Below are 17,752 nucleotides of genomic sequence, written 5' to 3'. Positions count from 1 at the left end.
GGCTCAGCCGACCTTCACGCCGTACTTCTGTAGCGCTTCGTCGCGCAGCTCGAGGCCGAGGCCGGGCGTCTCGGGCACCGCCATGAAGCCATCCACGATGGCCGGCCGCTCGCGGAAGAGCTCGAACCAGAGCGGATCGCGCGTGGGATCGGCGAACGATTCCAGGATGAAGCCGGTGGGGCTGGCCGCCACCGCGTGCACGTGGATCTGCGGATCGTGGTGAGCGGCCATGGGGATCTGATGGAGCTCGGCCAGCACCGCGGCCTTGCGCCACGTGGTGAGCCCGCCGGCCCAGGTGGAGTCGACGATGAGGTAGTCCACCAGGCCCTCGGCCAGCAAGGTGCGCAGGCCGAACGGGCTCACCTCGGTCTCCCCGGCGGCGAGGGGGATCTTCGTCGCGGCCTTGAGCCGGCGGAGCGTCTGGCGCTCGTCGTACCAGGGCATCGGATCCTCCAACCAGAAGATGTCGTGCTCGGCGAGGAGGTCGGCGGCGCGCAGCGCGTCGGGAAGGCTCCAGCCCTGGTTCGCGTCCACCATGAGCTGCACGTCCTTGCCCACCGCCTTGCGGATCTTGCCGACGCGCGTGGCGTCGGCCTCCGGCGTGAGCCCGCCCACCTTGAGCTTCAGCGTGCGGTAGCCCGCCTCGAGATACATCGCGGCCTCGCGGCGGAGATCGTCGTCCGTCTCGCCGTCGCGGTAGTAGAAGCCGGTGACGTAGGCGGGCACGCGCGGGCGGAGCGCGCCGCCGAGCAGCGCGTGCACCGGCCGGCCGATCGCCTTGCCCTTGAGATCCCACAGGGCGATGTCGATGGCGCTCAGCGCGGTGATGAGGGGCCGCTGCTGCCGCGCGAGGGTGGGGATCCCGCGCACGCTCGTGTACGTGAGGGCGAAGAGATCCTGCCAGATGCGCTCGGTGTCGAAGGGATCCTGGCCGACCACGAGCGGGGTGATGGCGCGCAGGATATTGCCGACGGTGCGGAGGCCTTCGGGCCCCTGCTGGAAGAGGAAGGGCCCATGCCCTTCGCCGATCCCGACGTGGCCCGCGTCGGTGGTGAGCCGCACCACCACCTCGCTCACTGCGGAGATCACATGGGTGGACGTGCGCACCGGCTGCGGCAGGGGCGCGGCGAGAAAATAGGTCTCGAGCCCGGCGACCTTCATGGCGCGGCCCTCAACCCGAGACGGCGCGAGCGGTCGCCGCCGAGAGCTTCGGGGCCACGTGGTCCATGAACATCCGCATCGACCGCAATGCGAGGTCGGTGGCGATCCCGGGCAGGGCCATGAGGAGGAGCAGCCGCCGCATGCCGGTCGTCTCCATGTAGCGCTCGAGCCCCTCGCGCACCTCGTCGGGCGTGCCCAGATGCGTCCAGCCCGCGTTGAGGTACTCCTCGAACGGGCGCAGGCGGAGCAGATTGCGGTCGAAGGAGTTGGGCACGGAGCCGCCCGTGCGATCGGAGCGCAGCATCGCCATCTTCCCCTGATAGCTCATGAAGGGCGCCTCCACCGCGGCCAGTGCCTCGGCCCGGCTCGGCGCCACGTGAACGACTCGCATCCCCCACCCACGCGCTTCCAGCGCGGCGATCTCCGCATCGGGGCGGCCGGCGCCGCGGGCGGTGTCGCGGTAGAGGTCGCGCCGGCGCTCGAGCTCGGCCACCGGCACGAAGAACGATGCCAGCGTGGGCAGGCCCAGACGCGCCGCGGAGAGCACGCTGTCCTCGCTGTTGGCGGCGATGTACAGCGGGGGATGCGGGCGCTGCACCGGGCGCGGCCGCACGTGCACGCCTTCCGCGGAGTGGAAGCGCCCCTGGAAGTCGAAGGGCGCGCCCGTCCACGAGCGCGTGAGCAGCTCGATGCCCTCCTCCACCCGCGCTCGCGCGTCGTCGCGGTTGGACTGGAAGGTCTGGTAGTCCTGCAGCGTGCCGCCGCGTCCGATTCCCACGTCGAGCCGGCCGCCGCTCACCACGTCGAGCACGGCGAGCTGCTCGGCGAGATCCACCGGATGATGGAGTGGGAGGAGCGAGACGCCCATGCCGAAGCGGAGTCGCGTGGTGCGCGCGGCGAGGAAGGCGGCGAGCACCGGCGGGGCCGGGCAGAGCCCGTAGTCGTTGAAGTGATGCTCGGCGATCCACACCGAGTGATAGCCGAGCGCCTCCGCGGCCAGCATCTGCTGGACGTCGGACGAGTAGACGGCATCCTCGCTCCAGGCTTCGTCGCGCTGCATGAGGTAGAAGAGCCCGAAGTCCATGCCGCCTCCGTTCGCGATGCTATTCCGTGATGAAGGGTCCGTCGGGCAGCTTGGCGCCGCACCATGGACAGTAAACCGCGAAGACGTTCTGGCCGTCGATCTGCCAGCACGGATCCTCGCCGCGAAACATGTCGAAGCTGAAGCGTGGCGACCCGCGCACTTCATGCTCCTCGACGGCGCAGAACATGCCGGCGCAGCAATACCGGGCCAGACGCGCCTGCCGATGATACTGCGCTTCGGGGACGATGGTGGAGATCCAGGCACGGCAGCGTGGGCACTCGCGCAGATGCTTCACGGACCGCTCGTCGTCCGCGTGGTCCTTCTTGCGAATCGGCACGGCATCGGAGAAGTAGCGAAGGACGACGCCGTCGGGGCCCTTGTAGTAGTCGATCAGCCACTCCCGATGCCGGCGGCAGATCGGCAAGGGCTCATGGCCATCGGCGTCCACGAGCGGAACTGCGCTCACCGTCAGATGACGCCGCGCTTGGCGAGGTCCTTGATCTGGTCGGGGCCGAAGCCCAACTTGCCCAGGATGCCGTCGTTGTCCTGACCGAGCTCGGGCGCCGACTTCCGGATGGGGAGGCGCTTGGGGCCGTGCGAGACGGGATGGCCGAGGATGGTGAGATCGCCGAGGACGGGTGACGTCACCGGCTGCGCCATCTGGAGATGCTGCACCTGCGGATCGGCGAACGCTTCGTCGATCCGATAGATCGGCCCGCAGGGCACGCCCGCGTCGTTGAGGATCTGAATCCACTCCGCGCTCGTCTTGAGCCGTGTGACCGGCATGAGCACCGCCATCATTTCATCCCGGTTCTTCGATCGGGCTCGGGCGGTCGAGAATCGCGCATCGGTGCGGAGGTCGGGCCGCCCGATCGCGTTGCAGAAACGCCCATAGAGATCGTCGCCCGCGGCGGCGATGTTGATGTGGCCGTCCTTGGTCTCGAACACGCCGGTCGGAATGCCGGTGGGGTGATTGTTCCCCGCCTGCGGCGCCACTTCTTTGGACATGAGCCAGCGGGAGGCCTGGAAGTCGAGCATGGAGAGCTGCGCTTCCAGCAGCGAGGTGTGCACCCACTTGCCCTGCCCGGTGGTCTCGCGCTCGATCAGCGCCACGAGAATGCCCTGGGCGAGGAAGACGCCCGAGCAGAGATCGGCGATCGGGATGCCCACGCGCACGGGGCCCTGGCCGGGTAGCCCGGTGATGGACATGAGCCCGCCCATGCCCTGCGCGATCTGGTCCACGCCGGGGCGATCGCGATATGGCCCGCTCTGGCCGAAGCCGGAGATGCTGCCGTAGATGATGCGCGGGTTGATCGCGCGGATGTCCTCGTAGTCGATACCCAGCCGCCGCTTCACGTCCGGGCGGTAGTTCTCCACGATGATGTCGGCGTCCTTGGCGAGGCGCTTGAAGATCGCCACGCCCTCGGGATCGCGGAGGTTCAGCGTGATCGCTTCCTTCCCGCGGTGGAGGTTCTGGAAGTCGAAGCCGTGGCGGTTGCCGCCCATGCCGTCGCCGTCGCGTCCGCCGGGCATCTCGATCTTGATGGCCCGCGCGCCCCAGTCGACGAGCTGGCGCACGCACGTGGGCCCGGCGCGGGCGCGGGTGAGGTCGAGGATCGTGTAGCGGGCGAGGGGAAGGGCGGTGTTCTCGGCCATGGTCCTGAGTCTCCGATTGGGTGAAGGGTCGACCGGGGGCGAACGTATCACATCTGGAGCGGCCGCTGGGACTGGGCCAGGCAGAAGGCGTCGAGATAGGGCTCGAGGGCCTTGGAGAGAGCGATCCGGCTCCGGATGCCCGGCGTGAGACGGGCCGATGCCTCGTGCACCCGGGCGCGCAGCCGCTCCTCGTCCACCGTGAGCACGCGCCCGTCGCGGAGCGCCCATCGGCCCCCGATCATCACGCCCTCGATGGCGAGCCCGCTCTCGCCGCCCACCACCTGCAGGAGCGGATCGTGCAGGGGAAGATAGCTCACGTGGCGGAGATCGAGCATCACCAGGTCGGCTTGGTAGCCCGCCGCGATGCGGCCGATCCCGGGCAGGCCGAGCAGCGCCGCGCCGCCCATTGTGGCCATCTGGAACACGTCGCCTACCGAGAGCCACTCTCGCGGATCGAGACTGCGCCCACGTGAAAGATAAGCGGCGGCGCGCATGGCCTCGAACACGCTCTGCGAGTCCGAGGTGTTGGCGCCGTCGGTGCCGATCGCCACGCGCACGCCGGCTGCGTGCATCGCATGGGCGGGCGCGATGCCGGCGCCGAGGCGGAGATTGCTCAGCGGGTTGTGCGAGACGGCGGCGCCGCGATCGGCGAGGCGGCGGATGTCGTCGGGGCTGATCCACACTCCGTGCGCCGCGCTGAAGCCGGGGCCGAGAAGGCCGAGCGCGTCGAGATGCGCGGTGAGGCTCTTACCATAGCGCGCCGGACCCGCCACCGCCTGCACGCGCGACTCCGCCAGATGGGTCTGGAGCGGTGCGCCCCACTCGCGCGCGAGATCGCGGCAGCCGGTGAGGAGCTCGTCGGTGCAGTGCAGCGGGATGGTGGGGCCAAGCGCGGGGCGCAGCCGGTCGCGGTCAAAGGGCCAGCGGCGGAGGACCTCGGCGCAGGTGGCGAGCGTCGTCTCCGTGGGCGCGGCCTGAATGTGCTGGAGCCGCTCACGCTCCGCTTCGGGAAGCGCGTCGAGCAAGCCCGGGATGGCGGCGTAGAGCGTGCGGTCGCTGATCATCGGCGCTACCACCGCGCGGAGCCCGGCGTCGCGGTAGCCCTCGCCCACCGCGAGCATACCGTCGACGGTCGCCGCGGGAAACTCCACGAAGAGATCGAAGCAGGCCGTGGCCCCCTTGCGGATCATCTCGACCGCGGAGAGCGTCGAGCAGAGGCGCTTGTCCTCGAGCGTGCGCTCGGCGGCCACGCTGGGGTTGGCGTTCAGCAGCAGCTCGAGCGACCAGCGATCGCCGGCGAGCCCCTTGCCGAGCGTCCCGTGCGCGTGGGTATGCGCATTGATCAGCCCGGGCATGAGCAGGCGATCTTGCGCGTCGATCACCTGGGCATCGGCGGGCGTGGCGAGGCCCGGCGGGCCGACCTCGCGAATCGTCGCGCCTTCCAGCAGCACGTCGGCTGGCTCGCCGCGATGCTCGGGCAGGCTGAGCACGCGGCCGCCGCGGAAGACCTGGAAGGGGCGCGTCTCCGGTGGTGTCGGCGTCATGGGGCAGGAGGATTCTAGCCCAGTGGCTTATCATGGGCCCACCCAGCGCCGGGGAGGGGCTGAGGGGGAGGGGGTTCATGACGCCACGGCTCGGCTTGCTCGCTCTCGTCCTCCTGCTCCAGGGGCTGTACGCCGCGCCCGCGGCCGCCGCCGATCCGCCGCCGGCCGGGCAGATGACCTGGGCCGTGCACTTCACGCTCGCGCCGCGCTGGCTCGATCCCGGGGAGAACGAGGGCACGATCACGCCCTTCATGATCTTCTACGCGGTGCACGACGCGCTGGTGAAGCCGATGCCCGCGGGGCCGACCACGGGGAGCCTCGCCGAGTCGTGGACGGTGTCACCGGACGGGCTCGTCTACGACTTCCGGCTGCGGAGCGGGGTTCGCTTCCACAACGGCGAGCCGGTGACGGCGGACGATGTGAAGTTCTCCTTCGAGCGCTACAAGGGCGCGTTCGCCGACGTCCTCAAGGACAAGGTGAAGGAGGTGCGCGCCCTCGACGCGAACCGCGTGCAGTTCAGGTTGAAGGACCCGTGGCCGGACTTCCTCACCTTCTACGGCACCACCGCGAGCAGCGCGGGCTGGGTGGTGCCCCGGAAGTACGTGGAGAAGGTGGGCGACGAGGGCTTCAAGAAGGCGCCCATCGGCGCGGGTCCCTACAAGGTGGTCAGCGTCACGCCCGGCGTGGAGATGGTCTTCGAGGCGTTCGAGGGGTACTGGCGAAAGACGCCACGCGTGAAGCGGCTCGTCCTCAGAAGCTTGCCCGACGAGACCACGCGGGGCGCCGCGCTCAAGAAGGGCGACGTGGACATCGCCTATTTCCTCAACGGCCCGGTGGCCGAGGAGGTGCGGCGCACGCCCGGCCTCAAGCTCATGGCGGTGCGCAGCAACGCGATCTTCTTCCTCGACTTCCGCGATCAGTGGGACCAGGCCTCGCCGTGGCGCGATCCGCGCGTGCGCCGGGCGGCGAGCCTGGCGGTGGACCGCCCGACGCTCAACCAGGCGGAGCAGCTCGGCTACGCGGGGCTCACCGGCAACGTGGTGCCGCGCTCGATGGACTTCGCGCTGACCATCGAGCCCGATCCCTACGATCCCGCGCGCGCGAAGCGGCTGCTCGCGGAGGCGGGGTACCCGCGCGGCTTCGACGGCGGCGAGTTCACGATCGCGCCACCCTACGAGGGCGCGGGCGAGGCGATCGTGGCCAATCTCAGCGCCGTCGGCATCCGCATGAGGATCCGGACCATGGAGCGCGCGGCCTTCTTCTCGGCCTGGCGGGAGGGGAAGCTCAAGGGCGTGGTGTTCGGCGGGCTCGGCCCCGCGGGCAACGCGGCCTCGCGCCTCCAGATCCTCGCCGTGAAGGGCGCGCCCTACGCGGCGGGTGTGCTCCCGGAGGTGCAGGACCTCTACGAGCGGCAGGCACGCGAGACCGATCGGAAGAAGCGCGAGGAGCTGCTCCATCAGATCCAGCGCCTGCTCTACGAGCGCGCGGCATACGCCCCCATCTGGGAGAATGGCTTCATCCGCGGCGTGGGGCCGCGCGTGGAGGAGCCGGGGCTCGCGCTCATCCCCTACTTTCCCTATTCCGCGCCGTACGAGGAGCTGAGGCTCAAGCCATGAACTACACGCGCATCTCCGCCGACTGCCACATCGACATGCCGTGGATTCCCGCCGACCTATTCACGAGCAATGCCACCGCCGCGCTCAAGGAGCGCATGCCCTACGTCACCGACGGACCGGACGGGCCGTGCTGGACGGCGAAGAACGGCGCCGCCTTCGGCCTGGTGGGCGGCGTGGGGCCCTCCGGGCAGAAGTACGTGGCGGGCATGCACTACCGCGCGGACGTCATGGCGTCTACCGGTCTTTACGACGATGGCAAGCGCGGCGTCTACCGTCCCACGGACCCGCACCTTCGGATTCAGGACATGGAGCGGGATGGCGTGCAGGCCGAGATCATCTTCGGGATCCTCGGCGCGGCCACGCGCCTGGGTGACCACGAGGCGGCCGCGGAGATGTTCCGCATCTACAACGACTGGCTGCGCGACTTCTGTCGCCACTACCCGGACCGGCAGATCGGGCTCGCGTGCCTGCCCTATGGCGACATCGGCGCGGCGGTCGCAGAGATTCACCGAGTCGCCAAGCTCGGGCTGCGCGGGCTGGAGCTCTCGTGCTCGTGGGACATGGAGCCCATGTGGCATCCCGCGTGGGAGCCGCTCTGGGAGGCGGTGAACGAGGTGGATCTCCCGCTGCACTTCCACACCTTCCCTACGATGCCGCCCAGCGTGCGCGAGAAGGCGACCGGCCTCACCCGGCGCGCCGCCATGTTCACCAGCGTGTCGGGCTTCCAGATGAACCTGATCAACATCCTCGCCGCCGTCATCGGCAGCGCGGTGCTCGAGCGCTACCCGCGCCTGCGCATCTCGTTCGGCGAGAGCGGCATCGGCTGGCTGCCTTACGCGCTCGATCGCATGGACTTCGAGTGTGAGGACCGCTTCCACGACCTCGGCCTCACGATGCGCCCCAGCGACTACTGGAAGCGGCAGTGCAAGGCGACCTTTCAGTTCGACCGCATCGGCACTCGCCTTGTCGAGGAGATCGGCGAGGACACGCTCATGTGGGGCTCGGACTATCCCCACGGCGACGGTGTCTGGCCCGAGTCCTCGAAGTACATCGAGGAGCAGTTCGGCCACCTGCCGCCCGCCACGGTGCGGAAGATCGTCTGCGAGAACGCGGGGAAGTTCTACGGGCTGATCACGTAACGCGACTGTAACGCGACTCCACGAACAGCAGATCGCGCTCGCGCTGCGGCACCGGATAGGCGGCGTAGCCGATTGCGCCGCGGGCCCGCGCCAGCGCCGCGGCCTCCTCCTCGAAGAACAGCGCGACGGCGGCCAGGTCCTCCTGGATCTCGGCCCGCCGGGCCACCGCGCCGGGATGCTCGAGCAGCTCGAGCGCGAGGGACTCGAGGGCCTCGCGCGAGGTGCCCCGGAGAAGCTCGGCCCAGCGGCGAGCGGCGCCCGCCGGCAAGCGACGGAAGCCCACCACCACCGCGCGGGCGCCGGCCGCCGCCTCGCGGCAGCGCAGACGGGGGATCGGGTGGCCCACGAAGCGCAGGAGGCGCGCGAGGGCGTCGAAGGCCTCGCGCGTGATCGCGCGCGAGCGATAGGCCCCGTGGAGCTCGAACGCGGGCACCATCTCCGGGCGCGTGGTCAGGCAGAAGAACGTCTCGTGCCCCTCCACGCGGAGCCCGATGAAGGGATACAGGAAGGAGAAGGCGCCGGAGACGTTCTTTCGCGGGCGCAGACTCTGGATGAGCCGCAGCTCCTGCAGCGAGGCGGCGAGGTCCGACTCGCAGACCTCCCAGGTGATCGTGGCGGCCGCCTTCACGAGCGCGCGGCGCTTGCGCTCCCGCTTCTTGCGCCGCGCCGTCCGGTACTGGCCGAGTCGTCGCCGCAGGCTGACCGCCTTGCCGACATAGAGGAGGGCGCCCGCGGCGTCGAAGAAGCGATACACGCCGGGCTCGGCGGGCACGCCGGCGAGGAAGCCGGCGCCGAACTTCCGGTCGAAGAGGCGCACGGGCCGATGGTATCGTGCAGAGCGCGAAAGGACGGCACACCATGAAGACGCTGGCGACCACCCGCTTCCCCACGATCACTCCCGAGGCCCTCGCCGAGCTGCAGGGGCGGCTCGGCAAGCCGGTGCGCCGGCCGGACCCCTACATCGAGGTGGCCACCCGCGACGCCATCCGCCACTGGGCGCACGGGATCGGTGACCGCAATCCCTACTGGCTGGCCGAGGGCGTGGCGCCCCCGACCATTCTCTTCGCCATGGACCGCATCGTGTCCGGCTACGTGGGCGGCCTCCCCGGCATCCACGCGATGTACGCGGGCACCGACTTCCGCTGGGAGCGGCCCATTAAGATGGACGACAAGGTCGTGGGCGAGAGTGTGCTCCACGCGCTGGTCGAGAAGCCGTCGAAGTTCGCCAAGCGCGCCATCCAGCAGATCTACCGCACGACGTTCGCCAATCAGCGCGGCGAGCGCGTGTGCGAGGCCGACTCGTGGTGCTTCCGCACCGAGCGCGAGACGGCCCGCGAGCGGGGGAAGTACAAGTCCGCCGGCCCGCACCGCTACTCCGAGGAGGACATCGAGCAGATCAAGCGCGCCTACGCCACCGAGACGCCGCGCGGCGCCACGCCGCGCCGCTGGGACGACGTGACCGTGGGCGAGGCGCTGCCCGAGGTGGTGAAGGGCCCGCTCACCGTGACCTCCGTGGTGGCCTTCGTGCAGGGCTGGGGGAGCCTCTACGTGCGCGCGCACGGCCTGGCTTTCGACCTCTTCGAGCGTCATCCCGCCCTCGGCATCCCCAACGACTTCGGCGTGCCCGAGCCGCCGGAGCGCGTCCACTGGGACGAGGCCCTGGCCAAGGCGGTGGGCGTGCCCGGCCCCTACGACTACGGCCCGGAGCGCGTGGCCTGGCTCGGCCATGTCGTGACCAACTGGATGGGGAACGCGGGCTTTCTGCGCCGGCTCAACGTGATGGTGCTGCGCCACAACCTGATCGGCGACACGACCTGGTGCCGCGGCCGCGTCACCGGGAAATCCGCCGGGGGCGTGGTGACGCTCGCGCTCGATGGGACGAATCAACGTGGCGAAGTGATCGCCTCCGGCATGGCCGAGGTCGTGCTACCCACCCGCTGAGCCGCATGACGTCCATTCTCGATATCCGGCGCTACCCGGATGTCCGCGAGGGCTTCCGCTGGGACGCGCTGTGGGAGCTCTTCGACGGCGACCGCACGCGGCTCAACCTCGCCCACGAGTGCGTGGACCGGCACGTGGGGAAGGGGACGGCGCTGCGCATCCAGTTCGCCGACGGTCGGCGCGAGGAGCACGACTTCAGCGCCCTCGCCGAGTGGTCGTCGCGCTTCGCGCACCTGCTGGAGGGCGCCGGCGTGGCGCGCGGCGACCGTGTGGCGATCATGCTCGAGCCCTCGCTGGCCTTCTACGGCGCGTTGTTCGGCACGATGAAGCGGGGCGCCGTCGCGGTGCCGCTCTTCACGCTGTTCGGCCCCGATGGCCTCGCGCTGCGGATCGACGACTGCCATCCGAGGCTGCTCCTCGTCGAGCGCGACGCGGCGCGCTGGCGCGAGCGCTTCCCCGCCGTCACCGTGCTCGGCATCGACGAGCTGGGCGAACGCCTCCGCGCCGCTTCGCCGCGCTACACGCCGGAGACCGCGCCGGACGATCTCGCGCTGTTCCAGTACACCTCGGGGACCACCCGCGCGCTTCCCGAGGCAGTGCGGCACACGCATCGGGCGGTGGTGACGCTAATGGTGGCCGCGCTCTACGGTATCGGCCTCGCTCCGGGTGATCGCTACTTCTGCCCGTCCTCGCCCGCGTGGGGGCACGGGCTCTGGCACGGCACCATCGCGCCGCTGGCCCTCGGCATCGCGGTGGGCTCCTACTCGGGCAAGTTCGACGGGCACCGGATCGTGGACGCGCTCCACGCCTTCGGCATCACCAATCTCGCCGCCGCGCCCACCGTGTATCGCATGCTCCGCGAGTCGGGTGCGGCGGAGGGCCGGCGCTTTGCGCCGCACAAGCTCTCGTTCACCGGCGAGCCCATGGACGCCAAGACCTGGGATTTCGTGAAGGGCGCCTTCGGCGTGGCCCCGTGCAGCATGTACGGGAGCACCGAGGTCGGCGTGATCATCGTGGACTACCCGGGCTTCGAGGGCTACGAGGTGCGGCGCGGTGCGCTCGGCAAGGCCGCGCCCGGCTGGGAGGTCGCGGTGGTGGGCGACGCGGGCCCGCTGCCGGCCGGCGAGCTGGGCGAGATCGCGGTGCGCCGCCGCGGCGAGTGGTTCCGGGTGAAGGACCGCGGGCACATGGACGCCGACGGCTACTTCTTCCACGCCGGGCGCTCGGACGATGTCATCATCTCCGCCGGCTGGACCATGAGCGCGCTCGAGATCGAGCAGGCGCTGCTCGCGCATCCCGACGTGCGCGAGGCGGCGGTGATTGGCGTGCCCGACGAGCTCCGCGGGCAGATCCCGAAAGCGTGTATCGTGGCTCCGGGGAAGGGGCCGGCGTTCGCCGTCGAGCTCCAGGAGTTCGTGAAGAGCCGGCTCAGCCAGCACGAGTACCCGCGGGCCATCGAGATCGTGGGCGCGCTGCCGAAGACGCCGGCGGGGAAGATCGACCGGAAGACGCTGCGCGACCGCAAAGGAGCCTGACCGCATGACCGAGCCCGTCCGCGTCCACATCCGCGTGCCCGGCACCGCGCCGATGCCGGACCTCATGAGGCTCATCGGGAGCATCGAGGCGGCGGGCTTCGACGGCGCCGGCATCCTCGATAGCCAGCTCCTGAGCCGAGACACCTTCGTGGTCCTGGGCCAGGCCGCCGCGCACACGAAACGGCTGTCGCTGTTCCCCGCGGTGACGAATCCGTTCACGCGTCACGCCTCGGTGCTGGCGAGCGCGATCCAGACGGTGGAGGAGCTCGCGCCCAACCGCGTGCGCTTCGTGATCGGCACCGGCTACACCTCGGCCAGCACCATCGGCCGCTCCCCCGCCACCCTCGCCGAGATGCGCGAGTGCATCAAGGCCGTGAAGGGCCTGCTCGCGGGCGAGGCGGTCACGTTCGGCGCGGCGCCCGGGCGTCTGGGCTACGCCTCGAAGCGCCGCATCCCGGTGATCATGGCGGCCTCGGGGCCCAAGGCCATCGAGGTGGCGGGCGAGGTGGCCGACGGGGCGCTGCTGCTCGTGGGCTTCAACCGCGGCATCGTGGAGACGGCGCTCGGTCATCTCGAGCGCGGCGCCAAGCGCGCGGGCCGGTCGCTCGAGGATCTGGAGATCATCTGGGCGGTGCGCGTGTCCACGATGACGAGCCGCGCGGAGGCGCTGCGCCTGGCGCGGCCCACCGCCGTCCACTGGGGCATCCTGCGCTGGGGCGGCTACTGGCTCGGGCCCGCCGGGCTGCGCCTGCCGCCCATGGAGATTCCCGAGGCGGTGAAGCAGGTCTATCCCGATCTCTCGCACGCCCACGACTGGGAGGCCGCGATCAAGGCCACCGCGTTCGTCCCCGACGACATCGTGGCCCAGCTCTGCGAGGCCATGGGCCTGATCGGCACGCCCGCGGACGCCGCCGCGCGCATCGCCGAGATGACCAAGCTCGGCGTGCGCAACCTCTACCTGATGCCGCTGCTCACGTTCGCGCCGCCCGACGGAGAGATCGCCGCGTTCCGCGACACCGTGTTCCCGCGCCTGCTCGAGTCGGGATTGCGGGCCCGCTCATGATGCCGGCGCACCGGCTGCCGACCACCGTGGTGGGGAGCCTGCCCCAGCCCGAGTGGCTGGTGGACCGCGCGACGCTCGCCAAGGGCGTGCCGCGCGTGCGTCTGCAGTCGATGTGGAAGGTGCCGCCTGAGATGCTCGAGGAGGCCCAGGACGACGCCACCATCCTGGCCATTCGCGAGCTGGAGCGCGCGGGCGTCGACATCGTCACCGACGGCGAGCAGCGCCGCGAGAGCTATTCGAACCGCTTCGCCACCGCCCTGGAGGGCGTGGACGCCGCCAATCCCGGGATGATCCGCGCCGCCAACGGCGCCGAGACGCCGGTGCCGCGCATCGTGGGGCGCATCCGCCGCGCGCGGCCCGTGGAGCTGCGCGACATGCAGTTCCTCCGGCGCCACACCGACCGCCCGGCCAAGATAACCCTGCCCGGTCCCTTCACGCTGGCGCAGCAGGCGCAGAACGAGGCGTATCGCGACATCGAGACGCTGGCGATGGATTTCGCCATCGCGGTGAACGAGGAGGCGCGCGACCTCGAGGCCGCCGGCGCCGACGTCATCCAGCTCGACGAGCCGTGGCTCCGCAACGACCCCGAGGCGGCCAAGCGCTTCGCGGTGCCCGTGATCAACCGCGCCCTGGAGGGGCTGCGCGTGCCCACCGCGCTCCACCTCTGCTTCGGCTACGCGGCAGTGGTGCACGGGCAGAAGCCCACCGGCTACCGCTTCCTCCCTCAGCTGGCCGGCACCATCGCCCAGCAGATCTCCATCGAGGCCGCCCAGCCGAAGCTCGATCTCGGCGTGCTCGCCGACCTCGCTCCGAAGACGGTCATGCTGGGCGTGATCGACCTCGGCGACCCCGCGGTGGAGACGCCCGCGCAGGTGGCCGACCGCATTCGTGCGGGACTCGAGTGGCTGCCGCCGGACCGGCTCGTGCCGGCGCCGGACTGCGGGATGAAGTACCTGCCGCGCGAGACGGCGAGCGGCAAGCTGCGCGCGCTGGTCGAGGGCGCGCGGCTCGTACGCGCCACGCTCTAGCCGCGCGCCGGGCGAAGTCGCCGCGGATCGAAGGCGGCGAGATCCAGCGAGGACGCGCCTGTCGCGATCAGCTCGGCGAGGGCGTGCCCCGTGGCCGGCGCGTTCAGCATCCCCCAGGGGCCGTGACCGGTCGCCACGAAGGCGCCGCGCGCGCCGGGGACGGGGCCGATCAAGGGCAGCCCGTCGTCGGTGACCGGCCGGTAGCAGGCCTGCCGCCTCGTGACGGCGGCCGCGGCCAGCGCGGTGGACACGCGCCCGGCCGCACGCGTCAGCACGTCGCACATCGCGGCGTTCACGGTCACCTCGTCCGGCGAGTCGGGGAGCGGCGCGGGATCGGCCATGCCGCACACGTAGACCTCGCCCTTCTCGCGCGGGAAGATCTCGGGCTCGAGGGCCCGGCCCTCCGCGGTGCGGTAGTCCACGAACAGCGCGTGCGCGGGCATGTCGCCCGCGGCCAGCGTGACGCTGTAGCCCTTGAGCCCATGCACGCGCGGGAGCAGCGCGCCCGCCACGTGGCTGGTCCACGGCCCCAGCGCCAGCACCACCGCGTCGGCCTCGAGCGTCGCGCCGGCTACCACCACGCCGCGCGCCCCGCCGCCGTCGACCACGACGCGCTCCACCACGCCCATGTGAAGCGCGGCGCCGCGCGCCTGCGCGCCCGCCACCAGCGCTCCGGTGAAGCGCGCGGGATCCACCTGCGCGGTGGTTTCCGTCGTGCCGAGCGCCGCGGTGACCACGCCCGCGCCGTCCAGCCACGAGGGCGCGGCGATGCGGTGCCCGCCGCCGACCGCGCCCCGCTCGCGCGCGGCCAGCATGAAGGTGTCCATGCGGCGGTAGCCGTGATCACCGGGGAGCTCGCGCGCCAGCTCGGCGTGGAGCGTGAAGCTCGCCCGCGCAAGCGGGCCCAGCGGCGACCCGTCGCACCAGTCCAGGGCCAGGAAGCCGCCCGACTTGCCCGAGGCCGCACAGGCCACGCCGGAGCGCTCGATGAGCGTGACGCGGACGCCACGCTTGGCGAGGAAGTAGGCGGTGGAGGCGCCGACGACGCCGGCGCCGCACACGATCACGTGCCGCGGCGCTATGGCAGGAGGTCCGAGACTGCGATGATAGCCCGGGGCGCGGCGAGCGGAGTGACCGTGGCTGGGGGGACGAGACGCAGGGTGGTCCGGTAGCCTTCGGTCTCGGGCGCGCGATACACCTCGAGCGCGCCATCGACGAGATTCACGATCCAGTATTCGGCGATGCCGGCTCGCGCGTAGAGACTCGCCTTCAGACGCCGATCGATGCTCAGGCTCGAATCGCTGACCTCGACGACGAGGAGTGCCGTCGAGGGATGGGCGCCGAGGTAGTCGAGCGGCGAGCCTTCGACCATGGCGATGTCCGGCTCCGGCTCGGAGTCGTCGTCGAGGGCCAGCGGGGCGTGGAGCCGCGGATGCCATCGAGAGCCGAACGCGCGACCAAGCAGTTGCCCGATGTGCGCCACGATCGCGGCATGCGAGCTGCCCTGCGGCTCCCGCACGACGAGCGCGCCGTCGAGTAGCTCGAGTCGCTCGCCGACGAACATCCCCATGGCGACCAGCTGGTCGTACTCGTCACGCCGCCAGCGGCGCAGCGTTTCCGTCATGAAGGTCACGGTAGCGGAGGGCGCGCGTCCGGTCAATGTCGCGTCTCCGATACGTCGTCGGTGCTATGCTGGGTCGCACCGCATCGAGGAGGACTGGCCATGGCCCTCGCGACCCGCCCGCTGCACCCTCTCTTCGGCGTCGAGATCCTGGGCGTCGACGTCAAGCGTGCGGACGAGGCGACATTCCAGCAGATCGTCGCGGCGTTCAACGAGCACTCGGTGCTGCTCTTCCGCGGGCAGTCGCTCACCGACGAGGAGCAGATCGCGTTCAGCGAGCGCTTCGGGCCGCTCGAGGTCACGATCCGCAGCATCAACACCGACACGAAGGCGCGCACGCTACCCCAGATCGCCAACCTCGCCAACGTGGACGCCGAGGACCAGCTCATTCCCAAGGGCGACAAGCGCAACCTGTTCAACGCCGGCAATCAGATGTGGCACACGGACAGCTCGTTCAAGCGCGTGCCCGCGATGGCCTCCCTGCTCTCCGGGCGGGAGGTGCCGCCTGAGGGCGGCGAGACCCAGTGGGCGAGCATGCGCGTGGCGTGGACGCGGCTCTCGCCGGAGCTGCAGGCCCAGCTCGAGGGCAAGGTGGCGATCCACAGCTTCGCGTACTCGCGCGGCCTCGTCGGCGGCGATCTCCTGCCGCCCGAGCACGCCGCCCAGGTGCCGCCGGTACCGCAGGCCATGGTGCGCGTCAACCCGATGAACGGGCGCAAGGGCTACTACGTGGCGTCGCACGCGTGCGAGATCGTGGGCATGCCCACGGCCGAGGCGCGGCTCCTCATTCGCGAGCTGCTCGAGCGCGCCACCCGCCCTGACTTGGTGTACACGCATCGCTGGGAGTCGGGCGATCTCGTGATGTGGGACAACCGCTGCACGCTGCATCGCGGCCGCCCGTGGGACGAGAACCGCTATCGCCGCGTCATGCATCGCACCACGGTGGCGGGCGAGGGCCCGACCGCGCCCGAGCTGCCGGACGCCGTGGTGTGCCCCGCCACCGAGGACGACCTCGCGTGGTGCCGTGCGCAGCTTGAGATGGTGACCGCGTAGGCGCGCCGCCGACTACTCGATCCTCGAATCCGCGCGCGCGAGCACCGCGGGCGGAATCGTCAGGCCGATCGCCTTGGCTGCCTTCAGATTCACCGCGAACTCGAACGTGGTCGGGCGCTCGATCGGCAGGTCCCCCGGTCGGGCGCCCTTGAGTATCCGATCGACATGGCTCGCGGAGGCCCGGAACATCTCGTTGACATTCGGAGCGTAGGACATGAGACCCCCGGCCTCGACGTAGTCGCTCAGCTCATAGATCGCGGGCAGGCGGTACTTCGCGGCGAGCTCGATCAACAACCGACGTTGCACGTAGAAGAACGGTGAGGGAAGCACGAGCATCGCGCCCGCTCCATCGGCCCGCGCCTTCCGAAAGGCCGATTCGAATTGCGCCGCTTCGGTAACCTCCATGAGCTGTAGCACGAGACCTAGCTCGCGGGCCGCCATCTCGGCGGAGCGCATGACGGCGGGCGGCAGCTCAGGGCGTTTCAGGACAGCGATCCGAGACGCGGCGGGCACCGTCTCCTTGAGAAGTCCGAGCTGCTTGGTGATCAGCGCTTCGAACTCGGAGGCCACTCCGGTCACATTGCCGCCGGGGTGCGCGAGACTCGGTACAAACCCTGCCGTCACCGGATCGACGAGGTAGATGATGACGAGCGGCACCGTGCTGGTTGCGCTCCGGGCGGCCTGGATCGCCGATGTACCCGAGAGCACGATGACATCGACCTTGAGCTCGATGAGCTCGTCGATGAGCGCAGGGAACCGACTGAGGTTTCCTTCCGCCCACCGATAGTCGATGATCACGTTCTGGCCCTCGATCCAGCCCCGCTGCTGCAGCCCTTGTCGGAATGCCGCGAGGCTCTTGGAGACTGGTCTTGGGCCGCCGTTTCCGAGCCATCCGATACGCGGAGTCCGCGTCGACTGGGCAATTGCCGCGAGGGGCGCGGCGAGCACGCCGATGGCCAGGAGTTTCGTGAAGATGCGTCGCGGGACCGTCATGGCCGCTCAGGATACCCTGGAAGCGCGCCTAACGGATCGCGCGCAGCCGCGCCGAGCCCAGCAGCAGCAGCGCGTTCACCGCGACCATCGCGCCGCCCACCAGCACCGCGAAGCGGGCATCGACCAGTGACGCCAGCACGCCTGCGAGCAGCCCGCCCAGCGGCATGAGGTTCCAGCAGAGCGAGTAGAGGCTCATCACGCGCCCGCGAAGATGGTCGGGTACGCGCTGCTGGAGATAGGTGCTGGTCTGGGTGAGGTAGAACGTGTTGCAGAAGCCCACCAGCACCAGGAGCGGCCACGCCATGCGGATGTGCGGCG

Annotated in this window: 17 protein-coding genes; 7 read left to right on the top strand and 10 right to left on the bottom strand. The window is 70.6% G+C overall.

Translation table 11 applies throughout. The annotated features are described in order from the left end of the window. Positions 1–3: 3 nt before the first annotated feature. Genes VFX14_19850 through VFX14_19830 form a run of 5 tightly spaced genes read right to left on the bottom strand, consistent with a single transcriptional unit; the run spans position 4 to position 5,445 of the window. Positions 4–1,161, bottom strand: a complete 1,158-nt coding sequence (locus VFX14_19850) for a mandelate racemase/muconate lactonizing enzyme family protein (protein ID HEU5191950.1) — start codon at positions 1,159–1,161, stop codon at positions 4–6. 10 nt (positions 1,162–1,171) lie between these two features. Continuing rightward, positions 1,172–2,245 carry an LLM class flavin-dependent oxidoreductase gene (locus tag VFX14_19845; GenBank protein ID HEU5191949.1) on the bottom strand — a complete coding sequence of 358 codons (1,074 nt, stop codon included), beginning with the start codon at positions 2,243–2,245 and terminating at the stop codon, positions 1,172–1,174. Positions 2,246–2,264: 19 nt separating this feature from the next. Beyond that, complete coding sequence (locus VFX14_19840; protein ID HEU5191948.1) at positions 2,265–2,711, bottom strand: hypothetical protein; 447 nt, start codon at positions 2,709–2,711, stop codon at positions 2,265–2,267. A 2-nt stretch (positions 2,712–2,713) separates the two neighbouring features. Further along, entirely contained in the window at positions 2,714–3,901 is a 1,188-nt protein-coding gene (locus tag VFX14_19835) for a CoA transferase (GenBank protein ID HEU5191947.1), read from the bottom strand. Between the two features lie 47 nt (positions 3,902–3,948). Further along, positions 3,949–5,445: an amidohydrolase gene (locus VFX14_19830; protein ID HEU5191946.1), complete on the bottom strand. Its 1,497-nt coding sequence runs from the start codon at positions 5,443–5,445 to the stop codon at positions 3,949–3,951. Positions 5,446–5,522: 77 nt separating this feature from the next. Here VFX14_19830 and VFX14_19825 point away from each other — a divergent pair, with 77 nt between their 5' ends. Then, positions 5,523–7,061 (top strand): ABC transporter substrate-binding protein, encoded by a 1,539-nt coding sequence (locus tag VFX14_19825; protein ID HEU5191945.1) that lies wholly within the window; start codon positions 5,523–5,525, stop codon positions 7,059–7,061. After that, positions 7,058–8,200 carry an amidohydrolase family protein gene (locus tag VFX14_19820; GenBank protein HEU5191944.1) on the top strand — a complete coding sequence of 381 codons (1,143 nt, stop codon included), beginning with the start codon at positions 7,058–7,060 and terminating at the stop codon, positions 8,198–8,200. The genes VFX14_19825 and VFX14_19820 overlap by 4 nt, the downstream gene beginning before the upstream one ends. Here VFX14_19820 and VFX14_19815 read toward each other — a convergent pair. Then, on the bottom strand, positions 8,193–9,017 hold the full coding sequence (locus tag VFX14_19815) for a nucleotide excision repair endonuclease (GenBank protein ID HEU5191943.1): 825 nt from the start codon (positions 9,015–9,017) through the stop codon (positions 8,193–8,195). The genes VFX14_19820 and VFX14_19815 overlap by 8 nt on opposite strands. A gap of 41 nt (positions 9,018–9,058) precedes the next feature. Between VFX14_19815 and VFX14_19810 the strand changes: the two genes are divergently transcribed. From VFX14_19810 to VFX14_19795, 4 genes are read left to right on the top strand one after another with little or no spacing between them, the layout of a single operon-like run. After that, positions 9,059–10,141: a MaoC family dehydratase N-terminal domain-containing protein gene (locus VFX14_19810; GenBank protein HEU5191942.1), complete on the top strand. Its 1,083-nt coding sequence runs from the start codon at positions 9,059–9,061 to the stop codon at positions 10,139–10,141. A gap of 5 nt (positions 10,142–10,146) precedes the next feature. After that, positions 10,147–11,676 carry an acyl-CoA synthetase gene (locus VFX14_19805; protein HEU5191941.1) on the top strand — a complete coding sequence of 510 codons (1,530 nt, stop codon included), beginning with the start codon at positions 10,147–10,149 and terminating at the stop codon, positions 11,674–11,676. A 4-nt stretch (positions 11,677–11,680) separates the two neighbouring features. Next, positions 11,681–12,739 carry an LLM class flavin-dependent oxidoreductase gene (locus VFX14_19800; protein HEU5191940.1) on the top strand — a complete coding sequence of 353 codons (1,059 nt, stop codon included), beginning with the start codon at positions 11,681–11,683 and terminating at the stop codon, positions 12,737–12,739. Then, the gene (locus VFX14_19795) at positions 12,739–13,767 is read left to right on the top strand and encodes a 5-methyltetrahydropteroyltriglutamate--homocysteine methyltransferase (GenBank protein HEU5191939.1); all 1,029 of its coding nucleotides are present in this window, start codon (positions 12,739–12,741) and stop codon (positions 13,765–13,767) included. The genes VFX14_19800 and VFX14_19795 overlap by 1 nt, the downstream gene beginning before the upstream one ends. Here VFX14_19795 and VFX14_19790 read toward each other — a convergent pair. Continuing rightward, positions 13,764–14,834, bottom strand: coding sequence for an FAD-binding oxidoreductase (locus tag VFX14_19790; GenBank protein HEU5191938.1), 1,071 nt, complete (start codon positions 14,832–14,834; stop codon positions 13,764–13,766). The genes VFX14_19795 and VFX14_19790 overlap by 4 nt on opposite strands. A gap of 11 nt (positions 14,835–14,845) precedes the next feature. Further along, complete coding sequence (locus VFX14_19785; GenBank protein ID HEU5191937.1) at positions 14,846–15,427, bottom strand: Uma2 family endonuclease; 582 nt, start codon at positions 15,425–15,427, stop codon at positions 14,846–14,848. A gap of 63 nt (positions 15,428–15,490) precedes the next feature. On the opposite strand from VFX14_19785, the gene VFX14_19780 reads away from it, so the two are divergent. After that, positions 15,491–16,441, top strand: coding sequence for a TauD/TfdA family dioxygenase (locus VFX14_19780; protein ID HEU5191936.1), 951 nt, complete (start codon positions 15,491–15,493; stop codon positions 16,439–16,441). 12 nt (positions 16,442–16,453) lie between these two features. Here the strand turns inward: VFX14_19780 and VFX14_19775 are convergent, their stop codons facing one another. Continuing rightward, positions 16,454–17,434 carry an ABC transporter substrate-binding protein gene (locus VFX14_19775; protein ID HEU5191935.1) on the bottom strand — a complete coding sequence of 327 codons (981 nt, stop codon included), beginning with the start codon at positions 17,432–17,434 and terminating at the stop codon, positions 16,454–16,456. 28 nt (positions 17,435–17,462) lie between these two features. Next, positions 17,463–17,752 (bottom strand): MFS transporter (locus VFX14_19770; protein ID HEU5191934.1); only part of this gene is annotated, 290 nt, incomplete at its 5' end.

It is taken from the genome of Candidatus Methylomirabilota bacterium (assembly GCA_035764725.1).
Lineage (GTDB): Bacteria > Methylomirabilota > Methylomirabilia > Rokubacteriales > CSP1-6 > DASRWT01.
The sequence above is the reverse complement of the archived record's forward strand: the minus strand, read 5'-3'. Positions and strand labels throughout refer to the sequence as shown.